The sequence below is a fragment of the Xanthobacter wiegelii genome, assembly GCF_043193855.2.
GTDB lineage: Bacteria > Pseudomonadota > Alphaproteobacteria > Rhizobiales > Xanthobacteraceae > Xanthobacter > Xanthobacter flavus_A.
This window is the reverse complement of the sequence record NZ_CM195529.1, coordinates 1324527-1337717: the sequence shown is the minus strand read 5'-3', so window position 1 is coordinate 1337717 and position 13191 is coordinate 1324527. Positions and strand designations below refer to the sequence as shown.

Sequence of the window (13191 nt, the reverse complement as noted above, 5' to 3'; positions counted from 1 at the left end):
TCTGGCGCCAAAATAAGCTCGCAATGACGTAACGATACGTCTATATCTTCGTTGACAAATTTTTTTCTTATCTGGAAACTCCCTCGCCATAACGAGGGGACAATCATGAGCATCACCGCAACCAATGAAGCGGTCGCCGCGCCTGAGGCCGGCTCGCTTCAACGCAAGATCAGCTGGACCGGCGCGTTCTGGATCGCGAGCGGCGTGCCCGCCCTCGTGCTGTTCTCCATTGGCGCCATCGGCGCCACGGTGGGCGCGCCGGCCTGGTTCGTGTGGATCCTGTCCATCATCTTCGGCTTCATCCAGGCCTTTTCCTACGCCGAGATCGCCGGCCTGTTCCCGCACAAGTCGGGCGGCGCCTCGGTCTACGGCGCCATCGCCTGGGTGCGCTACGGCAAGCTGCTCGCGCCGTTCTCGGTGTGGTGCAACTGGCTCGCCTGGTCGCCGGTTCTGTCCATCGGCTCAGGCCTTGCGGCGGGCTATGTGCTCTCCATCCTGTTCGCGCCGGACGCCGCCATCAACACCTGGCAGCTCACGCTGGTCGATCTCGGCTGGCTGAAGGCGGGCCTCGCGCTGCGCATCAACGCCACTTTCCTCCTCGGCGCGGTGCTGCTGCTCGTCGCCTTCGCCATCCAGCATCGCGGCATCAGCCAGACCGCCAAGGTGCAGGTCATCCTCGGCGTCGTGGCGCTGCTGCCGCTGATCCTCATCGGCCTCGTGCCGCTGATCACCGGCGACGTGCTCGCCGCCAATCTCGGGCCGTTCGCGCCGCTCGCCAAGGACGAGGCGGGCAAGGTGATCGCCGGCGAGTGGAACATGGCGGGCCTCACCCTGATGGCCGGCGGCCTCTTCATCGCCGCGTGGTCGACCTACGGCTTCGAGACCGCGGTCTGCTACACGCGCGAGTTCCGCGACCCGAAGACGGATACCTTCAAGGCTATCCTCTATTCGGGCCTTCTGTGCATCTTTGTGTTCACCATCGTGCCCATCTCCTTCCAGGGCGTGCTCGGCCTCGGCCAGCTCGTGACCCCGGCGGTGGTGGACGCCTCAGGCACGGTCACGACGCCGGCGGTCTATTCCGGCATCCTCTCCGCCGACATCTATTCCGGCATGGGTGTGGCGAGCGCCATGGCCGACATGATCAAGGGCGGACCCATCGTCCACACCGTGATCGTGGTGATGCTGATCCTCGCGCTGATGCTGGCCATCATCACCTCCATGGCCGGCTCCTCCCGCACGCTCTACCAGGCGTCCGTGGACGGCTGGCTGCCCAAGTATCTCAGCCACGTAAACGAGAACGGCGCCCCCACCCGCGCCATGTGGACGGACCTCGGCTTCAACCTCATCCTGCTGATGATGTCGGACTACGTGTTCATCCTCGCCATCTCCAACGTCTGCTACATTCTGTTCAACTTCCTGAACCTGAATTCCGCCTGGATGCACCGCATCGATCGTCCCACCTGGGAGCGCCCCTTCAAGGCTCCCGTCTGGCTCATCGGCATGGGTACGGTGCTCGCCTACGTGAACCTGTTCCTGCTTGGCATGGGTGCCGACATCTGGGGCGCGGGCACGCTGGTGACCGGGCTCATCGTATCGGCCGCCATCATCCCGGTGTTCCTCTTCCGGCACTATGTGACGGACAAGGGCCAGTTCCCGGCGGCGATGATGGAGGACATGCACCTCAAGGCCGAACCCGGTGCCTCCACGCGGGCGGGGATGCTGCCCTACCTCGCCCTCGTGGCCGGCGCCGTTGTCATCATCGTGGCCCGCAGCATTGCGGTCTATTGAACGGAGACGAAATGAGCGACCAGGGTATCAAGAGCCGCCCGAAGTACGCGCCGCTGGCTCCGGACCCGTCCGGACGGCACCACCTGCTGGTGGTCGAGGCGGCCGAGGTTCCGGCTGAGGCGCTGGCGGAGGGGGTTGCCCCCTCCGCCTTCGAGGTCTGGACGGTGGCCCGGCGTAGCGCCGTGGCCTCCGCCCCGGCCATGGAGGAGGCGCCGGGCAGCGTCGCCACCTTCCGCTCCGTGACGCACCTGTTCTCCGCGCTGGAGGAGCGGCTCGCCCGCGAGACCATGGGGCTGCGCCTCTATGCGGCCGGCGCCGAGCCGTTCCTGTGGGACGTGTGGGGCCGCGCGGAAAAGGCCGGCCTCAGCCGGCAGGAGACCGCCTTCGCCGAGGTCGGCCCGAAGGCAAGGCGCATCTATTGCGTCCATTGCCGGACGGTGAGCGAGGGCGTCACCACCTCCATCTTCACCTGCCCGGGCTGCGGCGCATCCCTGTTCGTGCGCGATCATTTCTCACGGCGGCTCGCCGCCTTCATGGGCGTCCAGGTGGACGCCGAGGTGCCGGGTGAGGTGCCCGAGGCCGAGGAGCTTTACGCATGACCGCCGCCCAGCCCTTCAGCGTGCGCGTGCGCGAGATCGTCGAGCTCGCGCCGAGCCTCAAGCGCTTCTCCTTCGAGCCGGCCCATGGCGGCGCGTTCCCCACCCCACCGGCGGGTGGGCACGTTCTCCTCACCCTGCGCGACGGGGCGCGGGTGATGAAGAACGCCTATTCCCTCGTCTCCCCGCCGTCCGAGCGGGCGCGCTACGACATCATCGTGCGCCTCGTCGCCCAGTCGCGGGGCGGCTCCTCTTTTCTCCACCGCCGGGTCGCGGCGGGCGACGTGCTGGAGATGGCCAATCCGGTGAGCCTCTTCCCGCTCGCCTCCACCGCGAAGAAGCACCTGCTCATCGGCGGCGGCATCGGCATCACGCCGCTTCTGTCCTTCCTGCCGGAGCTGAAGGCGCGCGGCGCCCGCTTCGAATTGCACCAGCTCGCGACTCTGGAGGAAGTGCCGGTGTTCGAGCGCCTGCTCGCGCCCTATGCGGCGGGCGAGGAAATCCGCGTGCATGGCGGCGGCCGCGCCGCCTTCGATCTCGCCGGCCTGCTGGCGCGCCAGCCGCTGGGCACCCATGTCTATGTCTGCGGGCCGCACAGCCTGATGGATGCGGTGGCCTCCACCGCCGCCGCCCTCGGCTGGCCCAAGGGCAAGGTCCATAAGGAAAGCTTCGGCGGCGACGTCACCGGCCTGCCCTTCCGCGCCGTGCTGCGGAAGTCCGGCATCGAGGTGGAGGTGGGCGAAAGCCAGAGCCTCTTGGAAGCCATCGAGGCGGCCGGCGTGGAGGCCCCGTGCCTGTGCCGTGGCGGCGCCTGCGGCCAGTGCGCCACCTCCCTCGTGGAGGGCGAAGCGGACCATCGCGACGACTTCCTCTCCGCCGAGGAGAAGGCGGCCGGCACCCTCATCATGACCTGCGTGTCGCGTGCCCGCGGCCCGCGCATCGTCATCGACCTGTGATCCCGGGAGGATCCGCATGACCGTCCAGTTCAAGCCCGCAGAGACCTTCCGCGACACCTTCACCTACAAGAAGTCGCCCGAGGACCTCCTGCGCTTCCCCTTCCCGTTCCCCGAAGACAGCTACATGTATTCGGTGAACATCGAGCCCCACGTGCGCGGCGGCCCCACGGCCGCCTTCCAGGCGGTGTTCGACATCGACGAGCACTATATCGCGGAGTGCAAGGAGCGCGCCCGCGTCCTCGCCGAGGACCCCAAGCGCTGCCAGGTGCTGCCGCACATGATGACGGCGGAGTGGGACACCCTCGAGCTCATCATGGAGAGCCTTGCGGCGGATTATCCCGAGCACTTCACCCTGTCCAAGGACGGCGACGCCTGGACCTGGGTGAACCGGCCGCTCGGCATCCAGCAGAGCTTCATCTTCGGCAAGGCCGAGACGCTGCCCTGCGGGCCGTTCGAATACATTACCCGCCAGGCGCAGGGCGATTTCACCCTTCAGGACCAGCGCGAGGACAACCTCTTCGTGGACGGCGGTATGGTGACGACCCAGGCCGACTGGTCGCTGGAGTTCGACATCGGCATGAGCTTCCACGAGTGGCACGGCCCGGTGCCGCTGGCGCACGAGAAGGGCGTGTTCGACCGCGCCCTGAAGTATCTCCTGCGCCTCCAGTATGGCCAGCCGGTGCGCCGCCTCAACTGGACCATGACGGTGAACCCGCGCCTCGATACCTCGCCGGAAAACTATCCCGTGTGGGGGCCCGACAAGGCGTCGGTGACGCCGCAGAACGTGGCGGATAAGGTGCACCTGCGCGTGGAGCTGCAGACGCTCTATCGCCTGCCCCGCTCCAACGCCATCCTGTTCGGCATCCGCTGCTATCTCACCAGCGTCGCGGACATCGCCAAGGTGCCCAAGTGGCGCCGGCGGCTGCACCGGGTGCTGCGCGACCTCAATCCGGACATCGCCGCCTACAAGGGCCTCCCGCGCTTCCGCGAGATGGTGGTGGACTATCTGGCGCCGCTGGACGACGGCGCCCCCACCTCTGCGGGCATCGCGCCGGACATCGACAAGATCGAGGCCTGATCCGCAACGGCCAGCCTCCCGCCGCTCAGATCGGCGGCAGGCTGAGCCATTTCTGGAAGGCGTTGAGCACCAGATTGACCGAGAAGGCGGCGAGCAGGATGCCCATGATCCGCCGCAGCAGGCTCGCCCCGCCCTCCCCCAGCACCTTGGCGATGTAGTCGCCCAGCCAGAAGATGGCGAACAGCACCAGCGACATCAGCACCAGCACGCTCACCGTGATGAGGTGCTGGGAGAGCGGGGCGCCGCGGTTGTTGTCGGAGAACAACACCATGGCGAGAATGGCGCCCGGCCCCGCCACGATGGGCGTCGCGATGGGATAGACCGCGATGTGGACGAGCCGCCGCTCGGGATCGGCCGTCACGGCATGCTGCGTCATCGCCCCGAAGATCATGGTCATCGAGAAATAGAACAGTATGATGCCGCCGGAGATCTGGAAGGCGAGGATGGAGATGCCCATCGCCTCCAGCAGCATCCGGCCAAGGAGCGTGAACACCACCAGGATGAGGAAGGCGAAGGCGGTGCCCATGGCCGCCACCTTGTGCCGTTCCTGCCGATCGAGGTGGGAGGTGGTGGCGAGAAACATGCTGAGATGGCTCAGCGGTTCCAGCACGACCCAGAGCGTGACCAGCTGGCTCGCGAACAGGTTCAGATCATCGATCATGGGCGCTCCCTCGCGCCTCTTATTACCTCACGGAAATGGGCTGGCAACCGGTACCGGCGCCCTGCGCCCTTGACATGACGCAACGACACGCTGAAGCCTTCGGATACCTTGATCTCGTGTCAGGAGGAAACGCCAAATGGTGCAGAACATAAAAAGCGTGCTCATCGGGATGACGGAAGAGGGCATTGACGAACCCTCCGCCGCGCTCGCCTATGGCTTGTCGCTGGCCCAGCAATCGGGCGCCCATGCCACCATCCAGGCGGCCTCGCTGAAGGTGGTGATGGGCAATACCTTCGTCAGCAATGTCGCCACCGGCCTTGTCGCCGCCCACAACCGGCGGCTCAGGCAGCTGGCGCAGGACGTGGCGGAGCGGGCGCGGGGCGATGCGGCGGCCGCCGGTGTCGCCGCCTCGGTGGAAACGCCGCAGCTTGCCTACGGGCAGCTGGTCGAGCTGTTTATCGCCCAGGCGCGGGTGCATGACATCTCGGTGCTGGACGCGGAGGTCGCGACCGTGAATGCCGACCGCGGGCTCATCGAGGCGCTGCTGTTCGAGAGCGGCCGGCCGGTCATCGTGGTCCCGCCGGGGGTGGACACCTTCAAGCACGACCGCGTTCTCATCGCCTGGGATGCGAGCGTGCGTGCGACGCGGGCCGTCAACGATGCCATGGGCATCCTCAAGTCCGCGGCCTCCGTGGAGGTGCTCGCCATCGGTTCGGAGAAGGAGCTGGCGCACGAGGTGCCCGGTGCCGAGCTCGCGCCCCATCTCGCCCGCCATGGCGTCCATGTGGACGTGAAGAACCTTGTGGTGAGCCCGGACGGCGTGGCCGCGACCCTGCGCGAGCAGGCGGGTCTGATCGGCGCCGACCTCATCGTCATGGGCGCCTTCAACCACTCGCGCATCCGCGAATGGGTGCTTGGCGGCGTCACCGAGTCGCTGCTGGAGGACTGCAAGGTCCCCCTGTTCATGTCCTACTGAAAGCTGATGCCGGCGCGGCGCGCCTCAGGCGGCCGCCCATCCTTTACCAGCGTTCCCGAAAGCCATGTCCGCGCACCGCCCCGCATCGCCTCAGGCGGCGGGGTCCTAGCGCGCTCAGCTCACCGGCTGCCAGCGGCCCTCCGCCGTGCGGCAGGCGGCGCCGCGGGCGATCTGGGGGCGATTGTCGATATAGATGGTGTGGGAATAGTCGCGGCAGCTCTGGAAGCCGGCGCGGTTGTAGGGCGGGCCGGCGATGACCGTGCCGCGCGCGGTGCCGTCGCCCTTCCAGCCGATGGGATAGCCGGGGCCGCCCGTCTCCAGCGCGGAAATCTCGGCGTCGTAGGCGCGTTGCCGGTCGGCGTCGTCGAGCCCGTTGCCGATGCCGCCGCTGATGAGGCCGCCGGAGACCGTGCCGGACATGACCGGTGCCGTGGGCAGGGCCGCCAGCGCCGCCGTTGCCTTGTTGCCGGTCGTGTCGGTCGCGCATCCGCCGAGCGCAAGGGCGAGGACCACTGCGGACGCGGGAAAGACGCGGGACACGCGGACGAACATGAACAGGCCTCGGGCAGAACAACGGGCAGGACGGACCCGGGCAAAATGCCCGTGCACGTCATCAACGCTCAGACCAGCCCATCGGATCACCGATTGGGGCAACAAAGAGGCTGATGGGCTCTCTTAGGCACCGCAAGTCTTACTGTGAAGACGGTTTGCCGCAGGCTGTGGCGCCACGGTATCACCCGCACCAGCCCGGCCGGGAAACGTCAGGTGGGCGGGGGCGGCGCTGCCGCTGCAGGCAGCACCAGTTCCGTACGGAGCCCGCCGATGGGGGCCGAGCTCAGCTCGAACCGCCCGCCATAGAGCAGCGCCAGTTCCTGCACGATGGACAGGCCAAGGCCGGAGCCGGGCTTGGATTCATCCAGCCGCCGCCCCCGCCGACCCACATCCACCCGCCGGGCGGGATCGAGACCGGGGCCGTCATCGTCGATGCTCACATGGAAATAGACCCGGTCGCCGGGGGTGCGCGGCCGCTCCACCAGCACCTCGACCTCCACCCGGGAGGAAGCCCACTTGCAGGCATTGTCGATAAGATTGCCGAACATCTCCTCGAGGTCCTGCCGCTCGCCCCGGAAGTGCACGTCCTCGGGGATGCGCACGTCGATGGCGAGATCCTTGGTGCGGTGGATCTTCTCCATGGTGCGGGCCAGCGCGGTGATGACCGCCGTCACCTCGCACACGCTCGCCACCACGGAGATGCGGGCGGCCATGCGGGCGCGCTCCAGATGGTGGGCGACCTGATCGCGCATCACCCCGGCCTGGTCGCGCACGCGCATGGCGAGCGGATCGTCGCGGGTACCGGCCTCGTTCATCAGCACGGAGAGGGGGGTCTTGAGCGCATGGGCGAGGTTGCCGACGTGGGTGCGGGCGCGCTCCACGATCTCATGGTTGGCGTCGATGAGGGCATTCACCTCGCGCACCAGCGGCACGATCTCGATGGGATAGGTGCCCTCCAGCCGCTCGGCCTTGCCGGAGCGCACGTCCGAGAGCGCCTGGGAGATGCGCGTCAGCGGCTTCAGCCCGAACCGCACCTGCACGATCACCACGAGGAGGAAGGCGCAGGCCAGCACCACCAGTGTCGTGGCGAGCGAGAAGTTGAAGGCGGAGATCTCCGCTTCGAGATCGGACGCGGCGGCCGCCACCGACACGATGTAATGGGCATCCGGCCCGAGGTCGACGTCGCGCTCCACAACCCGCACGGCGACGTTGCCCGGACCCGTGGCATAGCCCTGCCGCATCAGGCCGGGGCGCCCGCTGATACCCTGCGCGGCCAGCAGCGGAAGACTTTCGCCCACCAGCGAACGCGAGGTCCGCCGTTCATTCACGCCGTCGGACTTGAGCGCGATCTGCCAGTACCAGCCGGAATGGGGGAAGGCGAAGAGCGGGTCGGCCAGCCCCGCCGGCTCGGGCAGGCGTTCGGACGCATTGGCCACGTCCGCGACGATGATCTTCAGATAGATGTCGAGCTGCCGGTCGAACGCCCGCTCGGCGGAGCTGCGATAGAGCGAGGCGAGCACGAGCCCCACCACCAGCAGCACCACCACGGTGATGCCCATGGCGGAGAGCACGAGGCGGAACGCCAGGGAGCCGGGGGTGTATTCCGGCGGGCGGCGGGCCGGGTCCGTCATGTCAGCGCGCCGCCGTGCGGGAGCGGGCCGGACGGGAGCGGGCCGGAAGGGAGCAGGCCATGGGTCAGCGCGGCTCCTCGGGGGCCGCGAGCAGATAGCCGAGGCCGCGCACGGTCTGGATCACGTCGCAGTCGAGCTTCTTGCGCAGGCGCCCCACGAACACCTCGATGGTGTTGGAATCGCGGTCGAAATCCTGGTCGTAGAGGTGCTCCACCAATTCCCCGCGCGACACCACGCGCCCCGCATGGTGCATGAGGTAGGAAAGCAGGCGATATTCGTGCGACGTGAGCTTGACCGGATTGCCATCCACCGAGACCCGGCCGGAGCGGGTGTCGAGCCGCACCGGGCCGCAGGACATCTCGCTGGAGGCGTGGCCGGTGGCCCGTCGCAGCAAGGCGCGCAGGCGGGCGAGCACCTCCTCCATGTGGAAGGGCTTGGCGACGTAATCGTCGGCGCCGGCATCGAAGCCCTGCACCTTGTCGCTCCAGCGGTCGCGGGCGGTGAGGATGAGGACGGGGGTGGTCTTGCCCGCCCGCCGCCAGCTTTCCAGCACGGAGATGCCGTCGAGCTTCGGCAGGCCGATGTCGAGCACGATGGCGTCGTAGGGCTCGGTTTCGCCGAGGAATTGGCCTTCCAGCCCGTCATAGGCCCGGTCGACGGCATAGCCGGCGTCGCCCAGCGCCTCGACGAGCTGCCGGTTCAGCTCGGGATCGTCCTCGATCACCAACAAGCGCACGGTGCCCCTCCGCCTTCGCCTGATCCTCCTTAAGCGACAGAGGCCAAGAATGACAGAGCCTTGCGCGCCTGTCAGCGATGACGGGGCGCCGCAGGAAGCGCTCGGGCCGTCGGCCCCGGTCTTCGACCGGCCACGCTCAAGCGCCGCGCGGTTGTTTTTGGGCGGTCACGCTCAAGCGCCGCGCGGTTGTTTTTGGGCGGTCACGCTCAAGCGCCGCGCGGGCTTAATGGGGGGGCGCCCGGCGTGCCACTCACCGCCAGCCGCACAGGCGTCGGCCGACCGCGTTGGCGGCCTTGGCCTGGCGGATGGTCTCGTCAGTGTCGGAGAGGGACCAGCGGATGGGGGCGGCGGCGCCGCAATAGACCCTAGTCGCGCCGGAACCCATCGTCGTCGCGCAGCCGGCCAGCATCGCCGTCGCGGCGAGCGGCAGCATCCCGCGCAGACCGCGCGGCAGAAAGGCTTTTCGAGACATCGCGTTCTCCTTCTTTCAGGGCGCGGTCATAGCCGCGCTGGGCGGCGCGCCGGGTGACGAGGACGACGGCGAGGACGGCGGCGGCGATCCCCGCCGCCCGCACGCCGAACAGGCGCAGCAGCACCGCCACGGCGAGGCCGCCGGGAATGCCCCAGGCCCACCACGGCACGCCGTAGCCGAGGAAACCCGCTAGGGCGTCGAGCGCCCAGCTCACGGCTTCGCCTCCCCGGCCGTGCCGGTGCCGAGGTCGAGCACCTCGGCCCGCTTCGCCCCCGCGTGCGCGCTCCACCAGACCCAGGCGAGGCCCGCGAGGGTGGCGAGGAGGCCGAGCAGGGTGAGCGCGGCGAAGACATTGGCCAGCAAAGGCGAGCCGACGGCGTGGGGCTCGATCTGCCGCGCCGCCTCGGCCACGGTGGAGGCAACGAGGCCGCCGGCCACGGCACCCGCGCCCGCCTCGGGTCGCGGCGCGGGCTTCGCGCTCGCCAGCGCGCCCTTGGCCCCCTCCCCGTCCTTGGCCGGCACGGCGACGGAAGAGGTCCGCCCGCCGGTCGCCCAGGATTTCCCGAGCTTGCGCACGTCGGCGACGCGCCGGCCCCAGCCCTTGCCGAAGACCGGCCAGGTGCGCAGCGCCTGGAGCATGGCGAGGCGGCGGTCGCAGATGTCGTTCACGAGGCGGGCCGGCGCGTGCTCGGCGGTGGCGCGCGCGGTAGCGAGCGTCACCTCCCCCACCTGCCCGTCGGCGGAGAGGGAGAGCGCGCGCTGGAGCCACTTCGCAGATTGCGCCGGGCCGGAATTCACCGCGCCGTCGAACACCACATAGTCGATGCCGTCGGGCAGTTCGTCGGCGCGCACGGCGTCCCAATACTGGCGACGATAGATTTCCTTCAGCTCGGCGTCCTCGATCTCGCGGACCGGACGCAAGGCGAGCCCCTTCGAGCGCCGCCAGGCGTCGTAGACGCGCTGGATGACGCCCTTCATGGTGGGGCCGCCGGGATCGTCGGGATGGTTGGAATAGCCGCCCTCGTGGCGGAGCACGGCGGCGAGCGCCGGCGCGAAATTCTGCGCGACCATGACCGGGCCTTTCCGGAAAGCGAAAGGGGCCCCGCGATGCGGAGCCCCGGAAGGGATCGGAGGCAGCCAGCCGCCGTGGACGGCCGCCGGTGTCGCGGCTCAGGCGGCGGGGATCTTCCAGATGCCGACGCGGCCGATGCGGACGATGCCGGTGCCGCCGGCGGCAATCCAGCGCGGCCGCGCGCGCCAGTAGAAGCTGGAGAAGCCCTCCGGGATGGTGAGCACGCCCGTCACCAGCGTCACCTCGTGATCGCCCTGGAAGAAGGTGCCCACCGCCGCCGCGGGATCGTCCGTCGTCGCCCGCTCCAGCGCTCCGGCGCGATAGGTGGTGGAGCCGGAGGTGGATTCGACGAAGAAGCTGGCGCCCTTCCACTGCGCGAGCCCCGACGCCGCCACGGAGGCGGTGGCGAACACCTTGTCGCCGGCCGCGAAGCGGGCGCTGAGGTTGAAGGAGGAGAGGGAGAGGTTGTCTTCATTGGCGCCGGTATTGGTCACCGTCACGCGCCAGTCGTTGCCGAAGCCGTCCGCCCGCGCCACCGTGTCGGAGGCCCCATAGGAGCTCCCCCAGGTGCCGGACTTCAGCAGAGTACATCCGCCCGGAACGGTGCCCGTGATGGTGCCGGAGGTGGAGTTCGTGCCGCCCGAGGTGGTGGTGAACAGCGGATTGTCGAACATCTGCTGCCCGGCGGAATTATAGCCGTAGGTATCCGTCACCGAGGCCACCAGCCGGGGCGCCTTGGGGGTGATGCCCTCCAGCGCCTCCTTCACCACGAGGCCCATGTAATAGGCGCCCTTGTGGCTGGGATGGATGCCGTCGTCCGCCTGCAGATAGCCGCTCTTCGGCTGGCCCGTGGCGCTGGTGGGATCGACGAGCGCGGCGGCGAAGTCCGCAACCACGAGCCCGGGATAGGTGTGGGGCAGCGCGCGGATCCAGCTGTTCATGGTGTGCACGCGATAGACCCGCTCCGCGCTCCAGCTGGTGTTGCTGGACAGCGTGGGCATGATGGTGCCGATGAGCACGCGCACGCCCGCCGCGCGGCACTTCGCGATGGCGGCGGAGACATTGGTCTTGAAGCCCGCGATGATCTCCGCCGAGGTGCCGGTGGAGGCGTTGGCGTCATTGGCGCCGATCAGCATCCAGCACCAGTCGGGCTGATAGGCGAGGACCTTTTCGTCCATGTTCGCCAGCATCGTGTCGGACCGGGTCGAGCCGACACCGGCATTGTTGAGGAAGGTGAAGCGTCCGCCCATCACGGCGTTGGCCCACACCGCGTAGGAAATGTCGAACTGGGTGATGACGTTGTCGGTGTAGCCCATCTGCTGGGTGATGCTGTCGCCGGTGATGACGACGGTCTGCGCACCGAGGGCGGCGAGGCGGCCGATGGCATCGGACAGGACGACGCCGGGAAGGGTGAAATCAGTCATTCAAAGCTCCACGTAGACAGGCCGCTGCCGTCCGTCGCCGTCGGTGACGAAGACGGGCCGGTGCGCGCCGGAAGGGTCGGTGACGAAAACCCAGCCGCAGCCGGGCGGCGGGCCGGGAAGGGGGATGCTGCGCGCGCGCGCGGCGCGGCCACGGCCCACGGCCGTGCGCGGGGCGTCTGTGCCGGGGCCGAGCATGGCGGGCCTCAGCGATCGGTCAGCGCATAGACGGACAGGCCGGCGCTGGTGCCGGAGGCCCAGACCCGGCGCACCTGGCACGGCGGCAGCGGCTGGAGGCCGGCGAGCGCGCGGACGTCGACCACCGCGTCGTCCGCACTCCCGACGGGCGTGATGCGGATGGTGGCAACGCCGCCCGCCACGTCCTCCGGCACGAAAACCCACAGGGCCTTGGCGTAGACGGGCAGGTCCTCGGTGTCCGAGGGCGTCACCGCCACCAGGTGGCGCGAGGGCGAGGAGAGGGAAGCGGCGAGCCCGCTGAGGGGATCGCGCGCCGGATCGTAGGGCATGGACAGGCACTCCGCGGATGGGATCAGGCGCCGGGACCGGCGAACAGGAGGAGGTGAAGGGCGAGGCGCACCGTGCCGCCGGTGAAGGCACCGCCGACGGCGGTGAGGCGGACGGGGGTGGGCGCGTAGAAGGCAGTGGGGCCGATGACGCCGATGTTCGTCGCGCCCGCCGCGGCGCCGAGGCTCCCGCCGAACTTCGCGGGCTCGCCGGCAATGCCGCAATCATAGGCCGAGGCCCCGGTCACAGCCGTCAGAGTGCGACAGGAGACGGCGAGCACGATGGCGCGGTCGGGGATGGCGAGCGCGCTTTCGGTGTAGGCCCCGGAGAGGTTCACATCCTCTTCCAGCACCCGCGCCGAGATGGCCGCGCGGCTGGCGCTCGCGGCCAGAGGCGAGACCCACGCGCCACCGTCGAACACAGCGAGCCGCCCCTCGTCGCGGATGAAGGCGAGGAAGCCCTGAGCCACGGGCAGGAAGTCGAACGCCCCCGCCTCATAGGCCGCGATCGTCCCGTCCCGCCCCGCAAAGATACCCATCGCCCCGATGGGCACGAACCAGCGCGCGCCATCGGCGGGTGAGGCCGGCGGCGCGGTCGCGGTGGCGCTCTCCAGCACCAGTTGCACGAAGGCGTCGAGGCGGCGGATGGCCTCATTATGGGTGACATGCTTCTGCGCCTGGGCCGCCGCGATATAGGGCAGCGCCAGGTTCGCCGATTGCTCGGACAT

At 69.0% G+C, this 13191-nt stretch carries 16 protein-coding genes; 5 read left to right on the top strand and 11 right to left on the bottom strand.

What is annotated here, in order from left to right; all coding sequences use genetic code 11:
* The first annotated feature begins 105 nt into the window (after positions 1–105).
* The 4 genes from V5F63_RS06145 to V5F63_RS06130 are packed head-to-tail and all read left to right on the top strand — an operon-like array spanning position 106 to position 4418.
* Positions 106–1788: an APC family permease gene (locus V5F63_RS06145; RefSeq protein WP_394102548.1), complete on the top strand. Its 1683-nt coding sequence runs from the start codon at positions 106–108 to the stop codon at positions 1786–1788.
* An 11-nt stretch (positions 1789–1799) separates the two neighbouring features.
* Complete coding sequence (locus tag V5F63_RS06140; RefSeq protein ID WP_209488108.1) at positions 1800–2387, top strand: dimethylamine monooxygenase subunit DmmA family protein; 588 nt, start codon at positions 1800–1802, stop codon at positions 2385–2387.
* Positions 2384–3340: a PDR/VanB family oxidoreductase gene (locus tag V5F63_RS06135; protein ID WP_209488107.1), complete on the top strand. Its 957-nt coding sequence runs from the start codon at positions 2384–2386 to the stop codon at positions 3338–3340. Before V5F63_RS06140 ends, V5F63_RS06135 begins: the two co-directional genes overlap by 4 nt.
* A 16-nt stretch (positions 3341–3356) precedes the next feature.
* A complete protein-coding gene (locus V5F63_RS06130) occupies positions 3357–4418 on the top strand; it encodes a heme-dependent oxidative N-demethylase family protein (RefSeq protein ID WP_209488106.1) in 1062 nt (353 codons plus the stop codon).
* Between the two features lie 25 nt (positions 4419–4443).
* Here V5F63_RS06130 and V5F63_RS06125 read toward each other — a convergent pair whose 3' ends face one another.
* Positions 4444–5079: a MarC family protein gene (locus V5F63_RS06125; protein ID WP_209488105.1), complete on the bottom strand. Its 636-nt coding sequence runs from the start codon at positions 5077–5079 to the stop codon at positions 4444–4446.
* Positions 5080–5215: 136 nt separating this feature from the next.
* Between V5F63_RS06125 and V5F63_RS06120 the strand changes: the two genes are divergently transcribed.
* A complete protein-coding gene (locus V5F63_RS06120; RefSeq protein WP_209488104.1) occupies positions 5216–6055 on the top strand; it encodes a universal stress protein in 840 nt (279 codons plus the stop codon).
* Positions 6056–6169: 114 nt separating this feature from the next.
* Here V5F63_RS06120 and V5F63_RS06115 read toward each other — a convergent pair whose 3' ends face one another.
* The 10 genes from V5F63_RS06115 to V5F63_RS06070 all read right to left on the bottom strand — a co-directional run bounded on the left by V5F63_RS06115 (position 6170) and on the right by V5F63_RS06070 (position 13191).
* A complete protein-coding gene (locus V5F63_RS06115) occupies positions 6170–6607 on the bottom strand; it encodes an RT0821/Lpp0805 family surface protein (protein ID WP_209488103.1) in 438 nt (145 codons plus the stop codon).
* Between the two features lie 209 nt (positions 6608–6816).
* Complete coding sequence (locus tag V5F63_RS06110; RefSeq protein WP_394028965.1) at positions 6817–8238, bottom strand: ATP-binding protein; 1422 nt, start codon at positions 8236–8238, stop codon at positions 6817–6819.
* 64 nt (positions 8239–8302) lie between these two features.
* The gene (locus V5F63_RS06105) at positions 8303–8974 is read right to left on the bottom strand and encodes a response regulator transcription factor (protein ID WP_209488101.1); all 672 of its coding nucleotides are present in this window, start codon (positions 8972–8974) and stop codon (positions 8303–8305) included.
* 250 nt (positions 8975–9224) lie between these two features.
* On the bottom strand, positions 9225–9359 hold the full coding sequence (locus tag V5F63_RS06100; RefSeq protein WP_394102547.1) for a hypothetical protein: 135 nt from the start codon (positions 9357–9359) through the stop codon (positions 9225–9227).
* A complete protein-coding gene (locus tag V5F63_RS06095; protein ID WP_394102546.1) occupies positions 9340–9660 on the bottom strand; it encodes a hypothetical protein in 321 nt (106 codons plus the stop codon). Before V5F63_RS06095 ends, V5F63_RS06100 begins: the two co-directional genes overlap by 20 nt.
* Entirely contained in the window at positions 9657–10517 is an 861-nt protein-coding gene (locus V5F63_RS06090) for a glycoside hydrolase family 108 protein (RefSeq protein WP_394102545.1), read from the bottom strand. The genes V5F63_RS06095 and V5F63_RS06090 overlap by 4 nt, the downstream gene beginning before the upstream one ends.
* 99 nt (positions 10518–10616) lie before the next feature.
* The gene (locus tag V5F63_RS06085; RefSeq protein ID WP_394102544.1) at positions 10617–11942 is read right to left on the bottom strand and encodes an SGNH/GDSL hydrolase family protein; all 1326 of its coding nucleotides are present in this window, start codon (positions 11940–11942) and stop codon (positions 10617–10619) included.
* A complete protein-coding gene (locus V5F63_RS06080; protein ID WP_394102543.1) occupies positions 11943–12137 on the bottom strand; it encodes a hypothetical protein in 195 nt (64 codons plus the stop codon).
* 8 nt (positions 12138–12145) lie between these two features.
* Positions 12146–12466 carry a spike base protein, RCAP_Rcc01079 family gene (locus V5F63_RS06075; RefSeq protein WP_394102542.1) on the bottom strand — a complete coding sequence of 107 codons (321 nt, stop codon included), beginning with the start codon at positions 12464–12466 and terminating at the stop codon, positions 12146–12148.
* A gap of 23 nt (positions 12467–12489) precedes the next feature.
* On the bottom strand, positions 12490–13191 hold the full coding sequence (locus V5F63_RS06070) for a DUF2793 domain-containing protein (RefSeq protein WP_394102541.1): 702 nt from the start codon (positions 13189–13191) through the stop codon (positions 12490–12492).

Bases quoted from the DNA above. Each gene is read 5' to 3' on its own strand.
- V5F63_RS06135 (WP_209488107.1), top strand. From the start codon at position 2,384: ATGACCGCCGCCCAGCCCTTCAGCGTGCGCGTGCGCGAGATCGTCGAG.
- V5F63_RS06085 (WP_394102544.1), bottom strand. From the start codon at position 11,942: ATGACTGATTTCACCCTTCCCGGCGTCGTCCTGTCCGATGCCATCGGC.
- V5F63_RS06090 (WP_394102545.1), bottom strand. From the start codon at position 10,517: ATGGTCGCGCAGAATTTCGCGCCGGCGCTCGCCGCCGTGCTCCGCCAC.
- V5F63_RS06140 (WP_209488108.1), top strand. From the start codon at position 1,800: ATGAGCGACCAGGGTATCAAGAGCCGCCCGAAGTACGCGCCGCTGGCT.
- V5F63_RS06125 (WP_209488105.1), bottom strand. From the start codon at position 5,079: ATGATCGATGATCTGAACCTGTTCGCGAGCCAGCTGGTCACGCTCTGG.
- V5F63_RS06115 (WP_209488103.1), bottom strand. From the start codon at position 6,607: ATGTTCGTCCGCGTGTCCCGCGTCTTTCCCGCGTCCGCAGTGGTCCTC.
- V5F63_RS06130 (WP_209488106.1), top strand. From the start codon at position 3,357: ATGACCGTCCAGTTCAAGCCCGCAGAGACCTTCCGCGACACCTTCACC.
- V5F63_RS06100 (WP_394102547.1), bottom strand. From the start codon at position 9,359: ATGGGTTCCGGCGCGACTAGGGTCTATTGCGGCGCCGCCGCCCCCATC.
- V5F63_RS06070 (WP_394102541.1), bottom strand. From the start codon at position 13,191: ATGTCCGAGCAATCGGCGAACCTGGCGCTGCCCTATATCGCGGCGGCC.
- V5F63_RS06110 (WP_394028965.1), bottom strand. From the start codon at position 8,238: ATGACGGACCCGGCCCGCCGCCCGCCGGAATACACCCCCGGCTCCCTG.
- V5F63_RS06080 (WP_394102543.1), bottom strand. From the start codon at position 12,137: ATGCTCGGCCCCGGCACAGACGCCCCGCGCACGGCCGTGGGCCGTGGC.
- V5F63_RS06145 (WP_394102548.1), top strand. From the start codon at position 106: ATGAGCATCACCGCAACCAATGAAGCGGTCGCCGCGCCTGAGGCCGGC.
- V5F63_RS06075 (WP_394102542.1), bottom strand. From the start codon at position 12,466: ATGCCCTACGATCCGGCGCGCGATCCCCTCAGCGGGCTCGCCGCTTCC.
- V5F63_RS06120 (WP_209488104.1), top strand. From the start codon at position 5,216: ATGGTGCAGAACATAAAAAGCGTGCTCATCGGGATGACGGAAGAGGGC.